Source organism: Pseudochrobactrum sp. B5 (genome assembly GCF_001939785.1).
GTDB lineage: Bacteria > Pseudomonadota > Alphaproteobacteria > Rhizobiales > Rhizobiaceae > Pseudochrobactrum > Pseudochrobactrum saccharolyticum.
This window is the reverse complement of record NZ_MOYL01000001.1, coordinates 729,132-749,727: the sequence shown is the minus strand read 5'-3', so window position 1 is coordinate 749,727 and position 20,596 is coordinate 729,132. Positions and strand designations below refer to the sequence as shown.

The window sequence follows — 20,596 nt, the reverse complement described above, 5'->3', positions numbered from 1 at the left end:
AAAGGTTCACACGAATGCAACTCTTCTCCGCAAAGATCCTCGCGGGTCACCGTAATCGCATGCCTTTCAAATCCACAACACTCGCTCTTACAGCCGTTCTGGCTGGCAGTCTGGCCATTGCCGGATGCAGCACTGGCTATAATGTTGCTGAAACACAGGCAACGTCTGTCACCAAAGTCGGTTATGGCCTGCCTGCAAAAACCACTGCCATCGCCAAAGCAGATGATATGCAAGCCCCGCGCACGCAACGTGCACCGCGTGTTGCTGCTACCAAAACAGTGACATCTTCAAAATCAGTCAGAGTGGCTTCCGCAAACTATCTGGGACGTGCGCCTTATATCTGCACACCAAGTGGTTTCGGCAGCAAAACACGCTGCTTTAACAGAAGCTGACGGCAAACAAGATATCTGGCGCCAGCTTCATAGTCAGTTGGATGCCATAGTCGGCATCATGCGATCCAGTTGTCTGCTCACATAATCACCCCGGCGGAATTTGGTGATTTCATCACCTTTTCTTGCCGGTGCATGTTTGAAAATATACCAGTCACCATTCGGCTCTTTTCGTTGATAAATAACGCCGTTCTTTTCGCGGTGGCTGAAGCAGGTTGTTGCCGGAAAACTGGTACCTTTTTCATACCATGTCGCACGGAAACATAATTTTCCGGGATCGGTGATAAACCAGATCCCCTGACCGGCAGAAGCATTGCTGCCCCTGCCGGACCATGCCTTGAATTGCCGTTTTGACACGGCAAAATAACCGGCGCCGTCTTTCCACATCCATGAATTATGGCTGTAAATCCGGTAAATTTCGGAACTGCTGAGTGGCTTAGCCGTGTCTGCACCTGACGCTGTCTGAGCCGCTGCCGGAGCCGCAAGACCAGCGGAAACGCTCAAACCCAATCCGCCGGCTACCGCTATTATAAGTGTCATTGCACGAAACATTGACATAATCGCCTCCCTCACGCTCAGACAGCGTGGTTCAGTTGGTTGGTGTATTCACAACGCGCCATTCAGGCTTCCCGAAACCGTTCGCCCATGGATAAACTTCACGGTCATTGAAATAAACCACGGTTTTCAGTTCAGGAAATTCCGGATGAGCCTTGGCAACATTCTCAGCCCAGTTCCGGTCATATGCGGCATCGCCGTCATAGCCCAGCTCGGCGACCCAGATCGGTTTGCCGAAGCCTTTTACACGGTCATAGCCCGGTGCCAGACGTTCAGAAAAAGTCTGATCCCCGCCCTTGGTTGCACGGTCGTATTTTTGGTAACCGAAGACGGAAAGCCCAACAATATCAACATAGTCATCGCCGGGATAAAAGGCCTGAAGCCCCTCATTGCCTTTTGGTGACCACATATATTTGGCATTTGGCAGACTTTCTTTGCATACACGCACCATACGCTGATACGCCTTTACATATTCATCGGGCTGCCAATGCGCCCAGGTAAACTGGTTATCCGTTTCATCCATTTCCTGCGCCCAACGGATGATAACCGGACTTTTCAGTTTTGCCGCTTCTGTGCAGACCTTTGCCATATACACATCCCGCTCTCCTTTCAGAATACTCTGCAAAAGCTGCGGTGAGGAAATACGCCAGTCCGGCGACCACGACCATGGTTCGACTGAAATCAACAATGTGCGGCCGCGTTTGAGCGCGTAATCATCGGCAAGTGCCAATGACCCCAGCTCAACATCTTCCCATGGCAGAAACAGATGTTCGATTTTTGAATTCTTGTCATCACCGAAATCGCCATGCGGGTCATAAGCACCAAAACCTATAGAGGATGGTGTTATCACCGGACGTTTCGTGGACGGCTGATCCTGAGTTGCTGACATCTCGTTAGGGATACCAAGCGGAGTGCTGCTTGCGGCATGAGCAGTACCGGACAACATGACCCCGACGAATGACAATGCAATAATTTTGGATATCCTATCCATTGCCTTTCTCCTGCATTAATTTGTACCGTTCGGAGCCTGTGCAGAGAACGGTTGCTGTTTGGCATCTGCCTGTTGCGTGAACGGCTGCAGCTTTGCCAGCTGAGCGCTCACCGTGTCTTCAGCAATGAGTTTTTTGAACTCATCACTGTCTGCGGCCTTGGCATGTTTAAAAACATACCAGCTGCCGGAAGGTTCTTTTTTCTGATAAATCGTGTCTTCATAAATACGGTGGCGGAAACAGGTTTTATTGGCCTGTTTTGTCTGTACGCCATGCCATTCAGCTTTCAGACACATCAGCCCCGTATCACTCAGCACCCACCGCCCTTCAGCCCAGCGGGTATCATTCCCTGAGCCTGACCAGCCGATAAAGGTGCGGTCTTTTTCCTGCATACGGCCTGCGCCGTCCGGCCATTGCCAGGTTTTATTCCGGTAAAGCACATAGAGCTCTGCAGCGGACATTGCTCTTGCCTGTGCGGGCACTTTGACCGGTTCTGCGGCACCGGCCGGTATAACGGGCACACCCGTCATTGTCAGTGCGGCCAGCATAACACTAAATCTGCGTAAGCCTGCACCATATTTCTGAATTCTGGTCTTGTTTTTATCTCTGCTCATAGCCTGCTTCTCCCTGCTGTTCCGGCTTTTCCATCATTGCCGGTGTGAAGCCTGCCTCTTACGCCCCCTCCTGCCGTTACAGCAGACTTTGCTTCCTTCTCTGCCAGAGCGGCAGAATGTGTTTCCTTGTTATTTCGAACCGGTTTACCAATCATCGTGATACGGAAACCCGCTGCCTCTGCACTTTCCTGAGAAACTGCATTGCGCAGATCAACAAGAACGGGTGCGTTCATGAGTTTTCTCAAGCGGGTCAGATCCAGCCTGCGGATACAATCCCATTCTGTCACGATGACAACGGCATCTGCATTGCGTGCGCATTCATAAGGATCATCAATCAAAGCCACATCATCCAGCATCTGCGCGGCATTTGGCATGCCCACCGGATCAAAAGCGCGGATTGTTGCCCCGAAACGCTGCAATGTCTCGATCAGAGGAACCGACGGTGCCTCACGCATATCATCCGTATCCGGCTTGAATGTCAGACCGAGAACCGCAATGGTCAGCCCGTCCACATCGCCGCCGACAGCATCAAGCACTTTCAGCGCCATTTTGCGTTTGCGTGCTTCATTTGCTGTTACGGTTTCCTCGACTACCCGCAAGGCTACGCCGTAATCCTGAGCGGTGCGCAACAGAGCCAGCGTATCTTTCGGAAAGCAGGAACCGCCATAGCCGGGACCTGCATTCAGGAAGCTGGAGCCGATGCGCCGGTCAAGACCAATACCCAGCGCCAGATCACTGATATCACTGCCTGCCAGTTCGCACAGGTCGGCCAGTTCATTCATGAAGGTAATCTTGGTCGCCAGAAATGCATTAGCGGCATATTTAATCAGCTCGGATGTGCGCCGTCTGGTAACCACAACCGGCACATCATGCGGTGCGATTTCCTTGGCAGCCATATAGACGAATGACAGGTCCGCATCGCCGTGACCGGCGCGCGCCGGTGTGCCGACAGCGATAAACACAATATCCGCATCTTTGACCGCTGCTGCCAGATCACAGGTGAAAGACAAACGTCCCGCCTGATGATATTTGCTGACCAGCCCGTCCAGCTCCGGTTCGTAAATCGGCAGGATGCCCTGATTAAGTCCGGCTATTTTTGCAGCGTTCTTATCGACACAGATAACGTCATTGCCCCAATGTGCAAAACAGGTGCCGCTGACGAGGCCGACATATCCGGTTCCTATCATCGTGATTTTCATGATCTGCAACGCCCTGAGGCGCCTCCCTGTTATAATTTCCTAGAGCATGTCAGTTTTGACTAAATCCGATGAAATGCTCTATCTCTTTGTTTTTGCTCGCATCTTAATCGAAAACCGGTTCCCGCTTTTCGGGATACGCTCTAATCTTCCGATATGTTTGCTGATGTGTCTGAGCGCCAATGCGGACTGAATGTGGTTATGCGCAGCGATTGTCCGCCGACACCGGCACCGGCTGCCGAATAACGTTCTTCGAAAAGCCGGACATGTTTTGCGCCAAAGGCAAGCACTTCGAGGCTTTCACGTCCCCGTTCAAAAGTTGCAAATCCGGGCAGAATGATAAGGGTCAGAATGGTCGCCAATAGAACCGGACGATAATAGCGTGTGGTCATACGCACTTTGTTTTCCACGCTGTGCCGGACAAGCACCACGATCATCAGCACCGCATAAATCACACTGTTGAAAATGGCGAAGAGATAAAATCCGCGGCTTTCACCGGCATCAGACACCAAAAGCACAGCAAAAACAGAGCCAAGCGCAATGATTGCATAAGGCACCAGAACCCTGAAAGGCAGTGGATCAACCTCGGATGTTCCCTTCGGCGTAACGCGGAAGTCAACAAAAGATCCGGTCATCCAGTCGCGCAATGCCGCAAGTGTTCCTGCCAGTGCCCAAGGCCAGCGGGCAAGCAAAAAGAGTATGCCTTCCCAGCTCAGAATTTGACTATTTACAGGCCTGAATGTTCCGGTTGCCCGCCAGCGATAGGCGAAAACCAGAAGGATCAGCGACATCGGCAGAAAATGCGTCAAAAATTCAGGATATGTGACAGCAACAAAAGGCTTACCGCGAATGAGCGCAATAACCGGCATGGCAAAGAGTGTTGCAGTCAACAGCGAAGACAGCGGATACCAAAATTGTGAGAACAAAAATGAAAACCGCAAACGGGGTGTCAGGCGCGGGATCAGATCCGGCGAATATTGCAGCAGGATCATCACAATGCTGCGTGCCCACTGAAATTCCTGCGTAATCAGGTCGCCGAAAGTGCGTGGGCCATCGCCATGCGCAATGGCATCAATCGCATGGACACCACGCCAGCCATAGGCATTCATCATCAGCGTTGTGGAATGGTCTTCAGCCAGTTCCGGTCCGAGCCCGCCGATTTCCCTGAGTGCCACAGTACGCACGGCATAATGAGAACCGATACACATCGGTGCGAAACCGCCGCTATAGCCTGCTTGCAAGCATCCATGAAAATTCGCTTCTGCAATGAGACGCCCGCGTGCCGACCAGCTTTCCGCAGCATTGCGGTCACAAATACTGGGTGCGGAAACATAACCGACAGCAGGATCGGCGAAAGGCCGCAACATCTGCCAGAGATAATCCGGTTCAGGCACATGATCGGCATCAAGCTGCGCAACAAAATCATAGCGCTCATAGCCGTAATGATCATAGAAAAACGCAAGATTGCCTTCCTTGCAGCGTGTACGGCGCGGCCATGTCTGCCGGTGATAATCGGCGCGGCCTTTGCGTGTTGATACGAAAACTCCGTGTTCACGGCACCATGCCAGTGTTTCCGGTGACGGATCTTCATCCGCAAGCCAGGTATCATGCGGCTGTGTCTGCGCCAGCATCGCCAGCAGTGTTTCAGCAACAATGGGAAACGGCTCTGACGGCGCTTTGGTCACAACCATAGCGATCCGGCTGTTCTGCGGTATACGCAAAGCACCGACAGGCTTTACCGCAAAGTAAAACATGACCAGAAAATAAGCAGGAATCAATGTTAACCATGCCAGCGCTGCGGTTGTGATAATCGTTCCGAAAGTGCTCACATGATGCTCAGGCTGCAGCCACCAGACCCAGAAATAGATGAAAGCTGCCAGCCATATGGCAACACCGGCAATATATTCTGTCCGTCTGTAGCCCTGAAATACGGATACCAGCAGCGGTTCACCATTCAGAGTGAAGGACTTCTGTCTGTTGATGGCAGGACGTGTCATGATCTCGCCTCCAGTCCGAAGAAAGGAGCCGCAGTCCGGACAATTGTTTCCAGATCCGAATATTGCGGTTCAAAACCAAGCATATGGCGCGCAAGAGCGGGATCGGCATAAAGAGCCGGCGGGTCACCTGCGCGACGCGGACGAATAATGATGGGGACCGGACGGCCGGTTACCTTGTCGATCGTATTGAGAATTTCGCGAATAGAAGAGCCGCGTCCTGTCCCGAGATTGACAGCGAGATTGTCACCGCCACCAGCAAGATAATCGTAAGCCAGAACATGGGCGCGGGCGAGATCAGTGACATGAATATAGTCCCGCACACAGGTGCCGTCCTCAGTGTCATAATCATCTCCGAAAATCTCAAGCTGTGCGATTTTTCCGGCTGCGGCCAGCAGCGCGCGGGGGATGAGATGGGTTTCCGGATCATGCCACTCTCCCAGCTCACCTTCCGGATCAGCACCGCAGGCATTGAAATAGCGCAAAGCCACATAGCGCAGCCCGAAAGCCGAGGCATAGTCAGCCAGCATATGTTCAGCAATCAACTTGGTCTGACCATAAGGGCTGACGGGGATCTGGGCGGCAGTTTCCGCAACCGGCAAATTTGCCGGCACGCCATAAGTGGCGCAGCTCGAAGAAAAGATCACCTTATCCAGCCCTGTCTCGCGACAGGCATCCAGTAAAGACAAAGTTCCGCAGACATTATTACGGTAATATTTTGCAGGGTCTGTGACGGATTCCCCGACATAGGCGGACGCAGCAAAATGAATAACAGCAACCGGCATATAACGCAGGATCGTTTCCGTCAGCAGCATCGTGTCCAGAATATCGGCCTGAACAAGCGGGCCATAGCGCACGGAAGACCGGTGCCCCGTGGACAAATTGTCATAAACAACCGGCTCAATACCCCGGAACTTCAGAAGCTTGGCTGTATGGCTCCCGATATAACCGGCACCGCCCGTAATCAGAATGCGCTTTGCTGTCATCTGGCCATCTCCCGTAATCTGTTTCCGGAGAGGCTCAGACGGCTGTCAAAATAGGTGATCGTCTTTTCCAGACCTTCGGTCAGCTGTACCTGCGGCTGCCAGCCCAGTTCACGCATTGCAAGCGAGATATCAGGACGGCGCTGACGCGGGTCATCGACAGGCAGCGGGTGATGAACAATACGCGAGCGTGAACCTGTCAGATCAATCACGATCTTCGCCAGTTCACCGATCATAAACTCACCGGGATTGCCCAGATTAACCGGTCCTGTCACCGATGCATCGGCCGCCATCAGACGGACAAAACCTTCGATCAGGTCATCCACATAGCAGAAGGAACGGGTCTGCGTGCCGTCACCGTAAATCGTAATGTCCTCGCCCTTCAGCGCCTGAACAATAAAATTGGAGACCACACGTCCGTCGTCCGGTCGCATATTCGGGCCAAAAGTATTGAAAATCCTGACGATTTTTATTTCTGTGTCATAGGCTTTGTGAAAGTCGAAAAACAGGGTTTCCGCACAGCGCTTTCCCTCATCATAGCAGGAGCGCGGGCCGAACGGATTGACATTGCCCCAATAGGTTTCGACCTGCGGATGAATATGCGGATCACCGTAAACCTCTGATGTTGACGCCTGAAAAATGCGGGCATTATAGCGGGCAGCCAGTGTCAGCAGATTATACGCGCCCAGCACACTGGTCAGCGTTGTATGTACAGGGTCGGCCTGATAATGCGGCGGTGATGCGGGACACGCGAGATTGTAAATCTCATCCGCTTCCAGATCGAACGGCTCAACAATATCATGATCAATAACACTGAAAGTGTCATAACCAAGCAGATGCATAATATTCTGCTTGCTGCCGGTCGAGAAATTATCAACGCAGATAACCCGATGGCCTGAACGGAGGAGACGCTCACAGAGATGCGAACCGAGAAAACCGGCTCCGCCTGTAACAATAATCTGCTTATGTAATATATCCGACTGAACAGCATAAAGCTCACGTACAGGTGTTCTGCCAGACTGATTACCAATATGTTGATTAAGTTCACTCATCTTCAACTCCATCAAATTTATCTTTAAATCTGCATTGATGTAAAAAGAAATTTAATGAAATTACTTAAGTAAACTTACTAAAAATACTCAAAGTATAAACGGAATTTTAACAAAATTACTTTCATATACTATATACCGCTCTGTCAGAGGATTGTCGTTATCGCTGCATCCTGAAAATTATCATTTCGTACATTTCTTATTTGATATGATAAGATATTGCTTGAGGATGATGTGCTGAGAGATTTCACAGGCTTTCACTGCTAAGAGATGCAGTGGACGGGAGGAACCGGATGCATAAGCAGTCTGACACTCCGGAAGGAAACCCTGACCGGCTGAGAGCTGAAGCAACATGGCCGCAGGTTGAGCGCCGCCGCTTTCCCCGCACCGGTCAGGATGTTCTTGAGCCGGTGATCATTCCTTCAACCGCACCGCCTTTACCGTCGCTGCATTTTTCCACGCAGGACCTGCCTCCCGAAGAGCAATTCGAGGCATGGCGCGCTTATATGCGGCCAATTATTGATGTCCGTTTGCCGGACAATGTTCTGCCTGAGGACGGATTTTTTGCGTGTCATACTGTCTGGCATTTCGGGAAAATGCTGTTTGTCCGGCAGCAGAGCGATGCCTATAGTTACGCCCGCACGGCTGCACAATTACGCTACAGCCCGATTGATCACTGGTATCTGGGACTAAGACGCAGCGGGCAGGCATGGACGGAGGTTGACGGCAAAGTCATTAAAACCGGCTCGGGTCGCGTGGCTTTCCGTACACTCGGACACCCCTATCGGGGGCGCTGCACCAGTTCTGAAATTGTGCTGCTCTATATGCCTTACAGCCTGTTTTCCGGCGAGGCTGGTCTATTTAAGTCTGTCAATAATTCCATCCTGTCAGGAACGCTTGCCACGCTGCTGGCGAATTTTCTGGCTCAGGTTGAAACACATCTGCCCTCGCTGACACTGGATGATCTGCCAGGTATTGTACAAACAATCAGGAATATGATTGTGAACGGCGTTGAGCCCTGTGTCCGCCCAGACCATGACCATCCGGGTCAAATCGGCTTCGGCACCATGGAACGGGTGCATCACTACATTCATCACAATCTTCACGATCCGCAACTCACAGCAGAGAAAATCTGCCGGTCGGTCGGCATATCCCGCACGCGGCTTTATCAGCTATTCGAGTCCCATGGCGGCGTTCTGAATTATATCCGCAAACAACGCCTGCAAGCGGCCTATGAAACATTGCAGGATCCGGCCAATCAGGACAGAATTCTCGACATTGCCCAAACGGCCGGATTTGATGTTGCCGCAAATTTCACCCGCGCTTTCACCAATGAATTCGGTGTCAGCCCGAGCAAAGTGCGCAAAAACCTATCCGCACCGCATCCGGAACCGACAGATTTTCCTGTCCCGAACAGCAAACAGGTCAGTTTTGAGAACTGGCTGCGCAATCTCGACCTGTAATAAAAGCAACAGCAGAAACAATCCGACAATAACTGGCTGGTTGACTGACAGATATACTGATTAATCTGATTTTCTATTCTGTATTTCTATGCATCGCACATCGCCACCGGCCTGTTCAGAATATAAAAACCGGACCATCCGCTTTACCCTGAACAGCATTATTCAGGAGACGGTTTTACAAAACATCCTCCCAAGATATTTTGAAAACTGCACGATCCTAAGCCCAAGATCAGGCCGAATGGCGGAGAGGTTACGCAACGGATTGCAAATCCGTTCAGCTTGGTTCAAATCCAAGGTCGGCCTCCATTTCTGACCAATATCAGTCATAATATTGGTCAGAAATGGCTCTCTCCTTACGCCCAGAGAACGCAAATATGATTTCGATAAATACAGTTCTGACCGGTTCCGTTGCCCCGCTTGGCCCCCGCGAAGCCCCCAGTGCAATTGCCAAAACCCCGTCACAGGGCAAGAACTGGCTCGGCATAGAAGGCTTCACCAAGGATGCACAAGGTGATCGCAAGCATCACGGCGGGCCGGAAAAAGCTGTTCATCATTATGCCTATGAACATTATGCGGTCTGGAGGCAGGAAATCGGCGAGCGGGATGTCTTGCAACAAGCAGGCGCGTTCGGCGAAAATATTTCGACCACCGGCCTGACAGAAGAGACTATTGCAATCGGGGATATATTTCAGGCTGGCGACGCCATTATTCAGGTCAGTCAGGGACGTCAGCCCTGCTGGAAGCTTAATTTCCGCTTTGATACCGGCGACATGTCCCTGCGCGTGCAACGCAGCGGCCGAACCGGCTGGTATTATCGTGTTTTACAAGAGGGCTTTGTTGAAGCCGGCGATACATTACAGCTGATTGAGCGTCCCTCACCTGACTGGACCATCCGCAAGGCGTGGCATATTTTATATGTCGATACGCTGAATTTTGCAGAACTGGCTGTGATGGCCGATCTTGAACATCTTGCGCAGAACTGGCGTGATTATGCCGTCAAGCGACTAGCCACACGAAAAACGGAGGACTGGTCACGCCGCCTGCAAGGCTGACCGGTGTCTGAAGCCTCTCTTCCGCTCTAATATGGAACAGGCAGTATCCTGCCTTTATCAATTCAGGTCTGTGATGAGAAAAAGTACTGCACTTGCAATCGAAGTCTCTGCCCGCGAACGGGAACCGATTTTTCTGGCCTTAGCCCGCTCTATTATCGGTGAGATTGAACGCGGCCGTCTTAAACCCGGCGCGGCATTGCCCGGCACACGTTCGCTGGCGCAAACACTCAAACTCAACCGCAATACTGTTGATGCGGCCTATCACGAACTGACAATGCAGGGCTGGCTTTCAGCTGAACCATCGCGCGGCACCTTTGTTTCCCATGACCTGCCGGACGTTTCCGGCTCAGGAAAAACAGCACCGGCAGGAAAACAGCCCTCTCCCGTGAACAGCAATCTGCCGCTTTTTACGCTCAAATTTTCTGACGGCGCGCCAGATGCACGCCTGCTGCCGACAACCGCCTTTGCACAGGCTTTCCGCCGTGCACTGACAAGCACCAATTTCACCCATGGCGGCTCCTATAGTGATCCGGCGGGCAATAAATCACTGCGGGAAAATCTTTCATCCTATCTGAATGTCGAGCGCGGTCTGGTGGCAACTGAGAAAGATGTCCTCATTACCAGAGGCAGCCAGATGGCGCTGTTTCTGGCCGCGAAAGCAATCATTGAACCCGGCACAAAAATCGCCGTTGAACAGCCGGGTTATCCTTTGGCATGGTCGGCATTTCGTGCAGCGGGCGCAGAAATCTGCGGCATAGCGGTGGATGAAGGCGGGATTGATGTTGATGCTCTTGAGGCACTTGCCCGACAAGACCCGCAGCTCAAAGCTGTTTACCTGACACCGCATCATCAATATCCGACAACAGTCACGCTCGGAGCCGCAAGACGGCTGCGCCTGTTTGATATTGCACAGCGTTACGGTCTGGTCATTATCGAGGATGATTATGACAATGAATATCGCTATGACGGCCGCCCAGTCCTGCCACTAACCGCGCGTTCCGGCAAGGAACTGCCGGTTATCTATCTCGGCTCCCTGTCCAAGGTTCTGGCTCCGGGCATTCGTATCGGCTATGCCGTTGCACCGGCGGATATTCTCAGGCGGATGATCCGGCACCGTGAGGCGATTGACCGGCAAGGCGACCTGCCGCTGGAACTTGCCCTGAGTGACCTGCTCGCTGACGGCACTATCAAGCGCCATGCCCGAAAAGCCCGCCGGATTTATCACGCAAGACGCGACTTTCTCGCCGGACAGTTGCAAAGCTTACTCGGCGAAGACGGCCGGTTCTCACTTCCGGCCGGTGGTCTGGCCATCTGGTTCAGACTCAATCAGGGACTTTGTGCACAAACATGGTCTGAAAATGCTGCCCGCTCCGGCCTCTCCGTCTTGCCCGGTGCACATTTTGAGCTGGATAAAAGCCGTGCCACACAGGCTTTCCGCATTGGCTTTGCCAATTCAAGTGAAGCCGAACTCGCACGGATGGTGCAGATATTGGCGCGGTCAAAAGCCTGATATAACAAAGCCTTCGGCTCCCTATCTGTTGAACCTGTTTCAGGCCGCTGTTTCCATCCGAACAGCGGCCAAATTTCATTCTGCATCGTAGAAATTTATTTCTGTGACACTTCAATGAAAAAGATTTTCATTTTGAATCTTTTTTGATAGGATTTTTTTCGGGAGAATAATGAGGGGGAAAGATCGGTGAATCTACCGGCGCTTATTGAAGCACAGTGGTCACGCCTGACAGCCAATCAGCAGAAAATTGCTGATTTCGTGCTGACGAACCCCTTTCCGGTTGCCACAATGGGCATTGAAGAGCTGGCAACAGCCACCGAAACCTCCACCGCCACCATCACACGTTTTGTCAAAGCGCTTGGCCTGAACGGTTTTACCGAATTTCGCGCCCATGCTGTGCAGGGTTATCAGTCTCTGCTGAAGCCGGTTGAAAATATCGACCGCGCCCGTCACATTCCGCCGCGCCGTGTGATTAAAGACGCCTTCAAGAATGCCCTTTCACAGGTGCAGACTGTTGCAAAGCAAGCCGACAATCCGGTCTGGGAGAGCGCAGCCATGCGTATCCAGAACGCCCAGCGCATCGCTTTCTTAGGCTTTGGTGTCAGCGGCAATCTGCTCCAGCTTTTTGCCGACAGGCTGCTGCCTTTCAGCCGTGCGCAGGTCATGCTGACCGGTGAGAACGGCATGGAACGGGTCGCGCTTAAAATCGCAGGCCTCGGCCCTGAAGACCTGCTGATCGCCATGGCATTGCCACGCTATTCACAACACACAGTCGATTTTATGAAGCTCGCCCGTGGTCGCGGCACCTATTGCATCGCAGTTACAGACGGAGCGCATTCTCCGCTTTGCGCCCTCAGCCATGAGCAGATTTTCATTCCGGCGGATCATCCGGTTCTGCACAGTTCCGGCATTGCCGCACTTGCCGCTTTCGAAACTATTCTCGCCGTTCTGGCGGCCCATCATCAGAGCGTGTCCGATGCCGTATCGATGACACGCTTTCTCATGCCCTATTTTTATGCGGATGATGAACAGCATCCGCAGTCCAAAACGAGGACCACGGATGTCAGTGAAGCCGAGTAACCCGCAAACAGCACCGGTGATCCGCGTTGAGAATATCAGCGTTGATTTCAAAGGTGATGAAAGCACATTCCGTGCGGTTAAGAACCTGTCTTTCGAGATCAAGGCCGGAGAAACACTGGCTGTGGTTGGTGAATCCGGTTCCGGCAAATCCGTAACCTCGCTGGCAATCATGCGTCTGGTGGAAAGCGGCGGCGGCAAGATCACCGAAGGCGGCATCCACTTTACCGGCAATGACGGTGTTACCACCGACCTCACCAAACATTCCCTGAAGGCGATGGAAAAGATCCGCGGCAATGATATTGCCATGATCTTTCAGGAACCGATGACATCGCTCAATCCGGTCTTTACCGTTGGCGAGCAGATTGCAGAAGCTGTGCGCCTGCACCAGAATTGCTCTGCTTCAGAAGCGCGTGCAGAAGCACTGCACATGCTGGAAAAAGTCCGTATTCCCGATGCGGCACGCCTGCTTGACCGTCACCCGCATCAGCTTTCCGGCGGTATGCGCCAGCGTGTGATGATTGCGATGGCACTGTCCTGCAAACCGAAACTGCTGATCGCCGATGAGCCGACCACAGCGCTTGATGTGACCATTCAGGCACAGATTTTGCGCCTCATCCGCCTGCTGCAGGAAGAGATGGGCATGGCTGTGCTGTTCATCACCCATGATATGGGTGTGGTGGCAGAAGTGGCCGACCGCGTTCTCGTGATGCGCCACGGTGAAAAGGTTGAAGAAGGCACTGTCGAAGACGTCTTCAAATCACCGCAGCATCCTTATACCCGTGCTTTGCAGGCCGCTGTGCCGCGTCTTGGTGCGCTGAATGGTGAAGACCTGCCGCGCCGTTTCCCTATGCTCAAAGCCGATCATGCAGACGGCAAGCCTGCCGAATTTGAAGTCTCCCCGCCGCAGGATACAATCAAATCCGACGAACCTGTGCTGAAAGTACGCGATCTCGTCACCCGTTTTGATATCCGCCGTGGCTTCTTCTCCAAACTGGCCGGTCGTGTACACGCGGTTGAACAAGTCAATTTTGATCTGCGTCAGGGCGAGACTCTGGCGCTCGTCGGTGAATCCGGCTGCGGAAAATCCACCACCGGCCGCACCCTGATGATGCTGCAGGAAGCCACATCCGGCTCGGTACACTATCGCGGCAAGGATATTTTCAAGCTGAGCGGCGCTGAGAAACTCGCCGTTCGCCGCAAAATCCAATATGTGTTTCAGGATCCGTTTGCCTCACTCGATCCGCGCCTCACAGTTGGTTTCTCCATTGCCGAACCGCTCATCACCCACGGCCTTGCCAAGGGCAATGAGATTGAGGAACGCGTTGTGCAATTGCTGCGCGATGTCGGCATGCAGCCGGAACATGCGCGCCGCTATCCGCATCAGTTCTCCGGCGGCCAGCGTCAGCGTATCTGTATTGCCCGCGCTCTGGCCGGTGATCCGGATATTCTGATTACGGATGAGGCTGTGGCCGCACTGGACGTTTCCATTCAGGCGCAGGTCATCAATCTGATGATGGAATTGCAGGAAAAACGTGGTCTGTCCTATATTTTCATCAGCCATGACATGGCCGTGGTTGAACGCGTCTCGCACCGTGTTGCCGTTATGTATCTCGGTCAGATCGTTGAAATTGGCCCGCGCCGTCAGATTTTTGAAAATCCGCAACATGCCTATACCCGCCGTTTGCTCTCTGCGGTGCCGATTGCCGATCCGGCAAGGCGCGACCGCAACAGACCGCTGATTGAGGGCGAAATTCCAAGTCCGGTGCGCAAGCCCGACGATATGCCTGTTGTCAAACCATTGGTTGAGGTGGAACCCGGCCATTTTGTAGCCCGCCACCCGATCGGTGATTTTAAATAATAAGTGGAAGGAGAGACTAATGAAACTGAAATCAATTCTGCTGTCATCGGCATTAGCTGCCGCTGTCATGCTTCCGGGCACCGTATGGGCGAAATCGCTCACCGTTGCTGTTCAGGACAACCTGACCGGTCTTGACCCTGCTGTGGTCAATGACACCCTGTCCCAGACCTCGCTGCGTCTGATCTATCAGGGTCTGTTCGGTTTCGACAAGGATATGAAACTGATCCCGCTTCTCGCTGAAAGCTATGAAGCCAATGAAAATGCCACCGAGTTTACAATTAAACTGCGCAAGGGCATCAAATTCCATGACGGCACAGATTTCAATGCTGCTGCCGCCAAGTTCAACATCGACCGTCTTGCCAATCCGGATAACAAACTGTCCCGCCGCAGCCTTGTTTCCATGGTTAAGGAAGTACAGGCCGTTGATGATTCAACCATCAAACTGACCCTCAAAGAACCTTTCGGTGCCATGGTTGCCTCCCTCGCCCATCCGGGCGCGATGATGATTTCTCCGGCAGCGCTGGAAAAATTCGGCAAAGATATCGACCGTAATCCGGTCGGCACCGGCCCGTTCACTTTCAAACATTGGGCTGCCGATACACTGGAAGTCGTGAAAAACGACAATTACTGGAAAGAAGGCATGCCGAAAGTTGACGGCGTGACCATCCGCTCCGTCCCGGAATCCGGCGCCCGTTTTGCGATGTTGCAGACCGGCGAAGCTCAGTACATTCCGACATTCCCGACTGAACTGATGAAGGCAGTCGAAAACAATCCGAATGTTCAGGTCGAAGCGACACCGTCGATCGTTGAAACCTATGTCGCCATGAACAATCTGAGGAAGCCGTTTGATGATCTGCGCGTGCGTCAGGCTCTGAACTATGCCGTTGATAAAGACGCTTTCTGTAAAGTTGTCTCCAATGGTTACTGCTCACCGGCAGATTCCATCATTCCTTCGGCTCTGGCATTCCATGTGAAGGCCGGTGACTACACTTTCAATCTCGACAAAGCCAAAGAGCTGATGAAAGAAGCAGGCCTCGAAGCCGGTTTTGAAACAGAAGTCTGGGCTGCCTCCAATACCGGCTCCCTGCGTGCCGCGCAGTTCATCCAGCAGCAGCTGGCGCAGATCAATGTAAAGGTCAATGTCGTGCCGCTTGAAGCCGGTGTTGCCGCGCAGAAAGTCTGGGGCGTTGATAAGCCTGAAGATGCAACTGTGCAGCTGTATTACGGCGGCTGGTCTGCTTCGACCGGTGATGCTGACTGGGGTATTCGCCCGCTGCTTTACGGTCAGAGCTTCCCGCCTGCAATGTTCAACGTCGCATATTATAAAAATCCGAAGGTTGATGCAGCGATTGAAGCAGGTATTGCAACTGCAGATCCGGCAAAACGTGCTGAAGCCTATGCGGAAGTGCAGAAACTTGCATGGCAGGATGCACCGTGGATTTTCCTTGGTGTAGGTCAGAATATTGCAGCCAAGAGCAAAAGCCTGTCGGGCGTTTATATGCTGCCTGACCGCGGCTTTCTGCTCGAAGATGCCGCTTTTGCTGAATAATCGCATCTGAAAGCGAGTGCTGACCGCTATTTGACGCGTATCTTATCCGAAAACCGCTTCGCACTTTTCGGGATACGCTTAATACGGTCAGCACAGTTTTTCAGAAAGGAAATCCATGTTTGCCTATCTGATCAAACGGCTGTTGGCCACTGTCCCTGTCATTGCGATGGTGATGGTCTGCGTTTTTGCCTTCGTGCATATGTTGCCCGGTGATCCTGCCCGTCTTGTTGCCGGTCCTGAAGCCAGCGCTGAAGATGTCGCTGTTGTGCGCTCCTCGCTCGGGCTTGATAAACCGCTGCCTGAACAGTTCGTCCGCTATTTTACCCGCGCTGTGCAGGGCGACTTCGGCATTTCGCTGAAAACCCGCCGTACGGTTGCGGAAGAAATCGGCGCCCGCCTGATGCCGACCGTCTGGCTGACCTTGTTCGCCATGCTCTGGTCAACGGCTCTCGGCCTGCTGATCGGCGTTGTCTCCGCTGTCAAACGCGGCAAATGGCCTGATTATGCGGGTATGATTATTGCGGTTTCCGGTATTTCCTTTCCGCCTTTCTGGCTCGGCCTGCTGCTTATCAACCTGTTTTCCGTCCATCTCGGCTGGTTCCCGACCGGCGGCTACGGCACATGGCAGCATTTTGTTATGCCGTCCTTTACGCTCGGCGTCGGTGTTGCGGCAGTCATGGCGCGTTTTACCCGCTCTTCCTTCATCGAAATTGCCCGTGAAGATTATGTCCGCACTGCACGCGCCAAAGGTGTGCCGGAACGCCGTGTGATCTGGAAACACTCTCTGCGCAATGCGTTGATCCCGATCATCACCATGGTCGGTCTGCAATTCGGCTTCCTGCTCGGTGGTTCGATTGTGGTTGAGAGCGTGTTCTCATGGCCGGGTCTCGGCCGTCTGCTGGTCGATTCAGTGTCCTATCGTGACTATCCGGTCATTCAGGCGCTAATCCTGCTGTTCTCGCTGCAGTTCATCTTCATCAATATGCTGGTTGATGTGCTGTATGCTTTCGCAAATCCGGAGATCCGCTACAAATGAGTGCGACAACTGTTGTGGTGGAACCCACCGAAAAAATGCGCAAGCCTTTGGCCGAATTCTGGCGCCGCTTTAAAAAACAAAAAGTGGCAATGGTTGCGCTTATCTTCATCATCACACTGGTGCTGATGGCTATCTTCGCGCCGTTTGTTGCCCCTTATGATCCGACCATTCCGGATTATAATGCCGTGCTGCAGGGGCCGAGTGCTGCCCATTGGGCAGGCACGGATACCTATGGCCGCGATATTTTCAGCCGTATCATCTGGGGAGCACGGATTTCACTGTCTGTCGGCTTCCTGTCCGTGACACTGGGTGCTCTGGTGGGCGTCTCGCTCGGCATCATCTCCGGTTATTACGGCCGCTGGATTGACTCCGCCGTGATGCGTCTGTGCGATCTGCTGCTGGCCTTTCCGGGTATCCTGCTGGCGATTGCGGTTATTGCTATTCTCGGACCTGGCATCACCAATGTGATCTATGCGGTTGCGATCTTCTCGATTCCGGTTTTTGCCCGTCTTGCCCGCGGCACAACATTGCAGCTCAAGCGCACTGTGTATGTGGATGCATCCCGCGCTATCGGGGTTAAAGACCGCGTGATTATGCTGCGCCACATTCTGCCGGGCACACTGCCAAATGTGATCGTCTATTTCTCCATGCGTATCGGGACATCCATTCTGACTGCGGCATCCCTCTCCTTCATCGGTCTGGGCGCACAGCCGCCAAGCCCTGAATGGGGTGCCATGCTGGCAGACGGACGCTCCTATATGGGCGTTGCCGATCACCTTACCCTGTTTCCGGGCATTGCGATTTTCGTAACGGTTCTGGGTTTCAACCTGTTTGGTGATGGTCTGCGTGACGCATTGGATCCGAAACTACGCTCTGACTGATGAAGTTACGCCGTCTCAATTGAGACGGCGTTCTCATGACAGCTTTCAATATCTGAGGAATACCATGTCTGAAACTACTCCTGTAATTGCACTCCACGGTGGTGCAGGCACAATCCTGAAATCCAATATGACACCGGAACGGGAAGCCGCCTATCATGCAGGTCTCAAAGCCTGTCTGGAAGCCGGTCTGAAAATTTTACACGAAGGCGGCAGCGCGTTGGATGCAGCAACTGCAGCCGTTATGGCGCTGGAAGACAATCCGCTGTTCAATGCCGGTCGCGGTGCAGTTTACACCACCGATGCTACCCATGAGATGGATGCTGCCGTGATGGACGGCGAGACACGCCGCTGCGGTGCGATCACCGGCATCTGCGGCCCGCGTCATCCGGTGCTGGCAGCGCGCGCGGTGATGGAACAGACTGAGCATGTGTTCCTCGCCGGTAACGGTGCCAAGCGCTTCTGTGAAAATGCCGGTCTGGAAATGATGGAACCGGAATGGTTCGGCACCCAGCAACGTCTCGATGCACTGAAAGCGGAAATGGAACGCCGCCGTCTTGGCCTCGCCGATGATGGTGATCCGGCACGCAAACACGGTACAGTCGGTGCGGTTGCGCTCGATAAAAATGGCCATATTGCTGCTGCAACTTCCACCGGTGGCATGACCGCGAAAACACCGGGTCGCGTGGGTGACAGCCCTGTGATCGGTGCCGGTACATGGGCGGATGACAAAACCGCTGCAATTTCCGCAACCGGTCATGGCGAATATTTCATTCGCTGGGCGGTTGGTCATGAAATTGATGCACGTATGCGCTGGGCAGGCCAGAGCCTCGCACAGGCTGCAGGCGATGTGGTGCAGGAACTCGGTGAACTCGGCGGCTCCGGCGGCCTGATCGCCGTTGATGCCAAAGGCAATATCGAACTGCCGTTCAACAGCCCCGGCATGTATCGCGCATGGTGCGGTGCGGATGGTGTCATCCATACCGGTATTTACGGCAAAGAAGACTAATCTTCCTGCGCAGTTCTGAAGAGACAATCCCCCGACCAGTAATGGTTCGGGGGATTTTTTTGCTCATCGTTGCTACCATCGATGAAATTGCAGCGTATTTTTTTCAATGGCCGCTCTGGATCGGCTCCCCGAATTCTATTACTTTGCAGTCAGCCTAAAATTACAGGGTCATTAGAGCGCCGCGCATCCCATTGGGCGCACAAAGGTCGCTCTAAGATTTTAAATTATGCAGCAGCTGAAAGAAGTCATTTCGGTGCCACATCAACAAGACCCTCAGAGCGACAGCCACCTACCCGACATTCCCTTTTTCACGCAACTCGGCATTCTGCGCAGGCTTCTGAATTCCTCGGAAGAGTTTCTGAAACTGGCAGCCATGTCTGTTACGTTACTGCTGATTTTGCTGGCAACCGCCTATGGGCAGGTGACACTCAATCAATGGAATGTACCATTTTATAATTCCATTGAGCAGCGGGATGTTCCGGAATTTATCCGGCAGTTGCAGATCTTTGTCTTCATTGCTGCCGGATTGCTGGTGCTCAATGTTGCGCAAAACTGGTTTCAACAAACGCTTTCCGTGGTGATGCGCAAAGCTATCGTCAAAAATCTTCTTGATTGCTGGCTGCATGGCAATAAGGCATCCAAACTCGATAAGACCGGTTTTTATGCGCAAAATCCCGACCAGCGCATCCATCAGGATACAAGACAGCTGGCAGATTCAACCACGGGACTGACAATTGGCTTCATTCAGTCTTCCATCCTCTTATTCAGTTTTATCGGCATTCTGTGGAATGTGTCGGAAGGTTTTGTATTCCGCTATAACGGCTACGAATTCTCACTGCCGGGTTATATGGTCTGGGCGGCTATTCTCTATGTTGGACTTGCGTCTGCCCTCAGCCGTTTAGTGGGGCGCGGGCTGGTCAAACTGAACGCTGCCCGTGAAGCGCAGGAAGCAGAATTCAGAACCGCTCTTGTTAAGATTATTAGTGAAAACGATAATTACCCGATGGCCAATGAGAGTGAGCGTAAAATCGGTTTTTTGCGCGGTAAATTTCAAGGCCTGTATTCCAGCATAAAAAAGCTGATCCTCATGGAGACCAATCTCACATGGATTTCATCAGGCTTTGGCTGGATGGCCATTGTGGTGCCGATTTTGGCCGCCGCCCCGATCTATTTTTCCGGCGGCTTGAATTTCGGCGGGCTGATGATGACAGTCGGCGCGTTCAATCAGGTCTATTCGGCTCTGCGGTGGTATGTGAATAATTATCAGGCCATTGCCGAATGGCGCGCACATCTGCTGCGTATTACCGGCTTCCACACATTGTTACTGACCGAATAAAAACAGGCGCGGTCTTCTTCCGCGCCTGTAACATTCATAACTGTTTTCGTATGTTT

At 52.8% G+C, this 20,596-nt stretch carries 18 protein-coding genes and 1 tRNA gene; 12 read left to right on the top strand and 7 right to left on the bottom strand.

What is annotated here, in order from left to right; translation table 11 throughout:
* The first annotated feature begins 14 nt into the window (after positions 1-14).
* Positions 15-392 (top strand): hypothetical protein, encoded by a 378-nt coding sequence (locus BKD14_RS03370; protein WP_245293549.1) that lies wholly within the window; start codon positions 15-17, stop codon positions 390-392.
* Between the two features lie 33 nt (positions 393-425).
* On the opposite strand, the gene BKD14_RS03365 is transcribed toward BKD14_RS03370, so the two are convergent.
* The 7 genes from BKD14_RS03365 to BKD14_RS03335 form a co-directional block, all read right to left on the bottom strand.
* Positions 426-947 carry a DUF995 domain-containing protein gene (locus tag BKD14_RS03365; RefSeq protein WP_075654266.1) on the bottom strand — a complete coding sequence of 174 codons (522 nt, stop codon included), beginning with the start codon at positions 945-947 and terminating at the stop codon, positions 426-428.
* A 31-nt stretch (positions 948-978) separates the two neighbouring features.
* Entirely contained in the window at positions 979-1,935 is a 957-nt protein-coding gene (locus tag BKD14_RS03360) for a glycosyl hydrolase (protein ID WP_022709481.1), read from the bottom strand.
* Positions 1,936-1,950: 15 nt separating this feature from the next.
* Positions 1,951-2,547, bottom strand: coding sequence for a DUF995 domain-containing protein (locus tag BKD14_RS03355; RefSeq protein ID WP_075654265.1), 597 nt, complete (start codon positions 2,545-2,547; stop codon positions 1,951-1,953).
* On the bottom strand, positions 2,544-3,746 hold the full coding sequence (locus tag BKD14_RS03350; RefSeq protein ID WP_075654264.1) for a UDP-glucose/GDP-mannose dehydrogenase family protein: 1,203 nt from the start codon (positions 3,744-3,746) through the stop codon (positions 2,544-2,546). The genes BKD14_RS03355 and BKD14_RS03350 overlap by 4 nt, the downstream gene beginning before the upstream one ends.
* A 140-nt stretch (positions 3,747-3,886) precedes the next feature.
* Entirely contained in the window at positions 3,887-5,740 is a 1,854-nt protein-coding gene (locus BKD14_RS03345; protein ID WP_075654263.1) for a glycosyltransferase family 2 protein, read from the bottom strand.
* Positions 5,737-6,723 (bottom strand): UDP-glucose 4-epimerase GalE, encoded by a 987-nt coding sequence (gene galE / locus BKD14_RS03340; protein ID WP_022709478.1) that lies wholly within the window; start codon positions 6,721-6,723, stop codon positions 5,737-5,739. The genes BKD14_RS03345 and galE overlap by 4 nt, the downstream gene beginning before the upstream one ends.
* Entirely contained in the window at positions 6,720-7,772 is a 1,053-nt protein-coding gene (locus BKD14_RS03335) for a UDP-glucuronic acid decarboxylase family protein (RefSeq protein WP_083646870.1), read from the bottom strand. The genes galE and BKD14_RS03335 overlap by 4 nt, the downstream gene beginning before the upstream one ends.
* A 290-nt stretch (positions 7,773-8,062) precedes the next feature.
* Between BKD14_RS03335 and BKD14_RS03330 the strand changes: the two genes are divergently transcribed.
* The 11 genes from BKD14_RS03330 (at position 8,063) to BKD14_RS03280 (ending at position 20,540) form a co-directional block, all read left to right on the top strand.
* Complete coding sequence (locus tag BKD14_RS03330) at positions 8,063-9,232, top strand: AraC family transcriptional regulator (protein ID WP_083646769.1); 1,170 nt, start codon at positions 8,063-8,065, stop codon at positions 9,230-9,232.
* A 232-nt stretch (positions 9,233-9,464) separates the two neighbouring features.
* A tRNA-Cys gene (locus BKD14_RS03325) sits at positions 9,465-9,538 on the top strand.
* A gap of 68 nt (positions 9,539-9,606) precedes the next feature.
* Positions 9,607-10,284: an MOSC domain-containing protein gene (locus tag BKD14_RS03320; protein WP_075654262.1), complete on the top strand. Its 678-nt coding sequence runs from the start codon at positions 9,607-9,609 to the stop codon at positions 10,282-10,284.
* Between the two features lie 73 nt (positions 10,285-10,357).
* Complete coding sequence (locus tag BKD14_RS03315; RefSeq protein ID WP_075654261.1) at positions 10,358-11,794, top strand: PLP-dependent aminotransferase family protein; 1,437 nt, start codon at positions 10,358-10,360, stop codon at positions 11,792-11,794.
* A gap of 186 nt (positions 11,795-11,980) precedes the next feature.
* Positions 11,981-12,874, top strand: coding sequence for a MurR/RpiR family transcriptional regulator (locus tag BKD14_RS03310; protein ID WP_075654260.1), 894 nt, complete (start codon positions 11,981-11,983; stop codon positions 12,872-12,874).
* The gene (locus BKD14_RS03305; protein WP_075654259.1) at positions 12,855-14,732 is read left to right on the top strand and encodes a dipeptide ABC transporter ATP-binding protein; all 1,878 of its coding nucleotides are present in this window, start codon (positions 12,855-12,857) and stop codon (positions 14,730-14,732) included. Before BKD14_RS03310 ends, BKD14_RS03305 begins: the two co-directional genes overlap by 20 nt.
* 19 nt (positions 14,733-14,751) lie before the next feature.
* The gene (locus tag BKD14_RS03300) at positions 14,752-16,281 is read left to right on the top strand and encodes a glutathione ABC transporter substrate-binding protein (protein ID WP_075654258.1); all 1,530 of its coding nucleotides are present in this window, start codon (positions 14,752-14,754) and stop codon (positions 16,279-16,281) included.
* 115 nt (positions 16,282-16,396) lie between these two features.
* Positions 16,397-17,317: a glutathione ABC transporter permease GsiC gene (gene gsiC / locus BKD14_RS03295; protein WP_022710155.1), complete on the top strand. Its 921-nt coding sequence runs from the start codon at positions 16,397-16,399 to the stop codon at positions 17,315-17,317.
* The gene (locus BKD14_RS03290; protein WP_022710156.1) at positions 17,314-18,198 is read left to right on the top strand and encodes an ABC transporter permease subunit; all 885 of its coding nucleotides are present in this window, start codon (positions 17,314-17,316) and stop codon (positions 18,196-18,198) included. Before gsiC ends, BKD14_RS03290 begins: the two co-directional genes overlap by 4 nt.
* 64 nt (positions 18,199-18,262) lie before the next feature.
* A complete protein-coding gene (locus BKD14_RS03285; protein WP_075654257.1) occupies positions 18,263-19,204 on the top strand; it encodes an isoaspartyl peptidase/L-asparaginase in 942 nt (313 codons plus the stop codon).
* 226 nt (positions 19,205-19,430) lie between these two features.
* Positions 19,431-20,540 (top strand): SbmA/BacA-like family transporter, encoded by a 1,110-nt coding sequence (locus BKD14_RS03280; protein WP_022710158.1) that lies wholly within the window; start codon positions 19,431-19,433, stop codon positions 20,538-20,540.
* Positions 20,541-20,596: the final 56 nt, after the last annotated feature.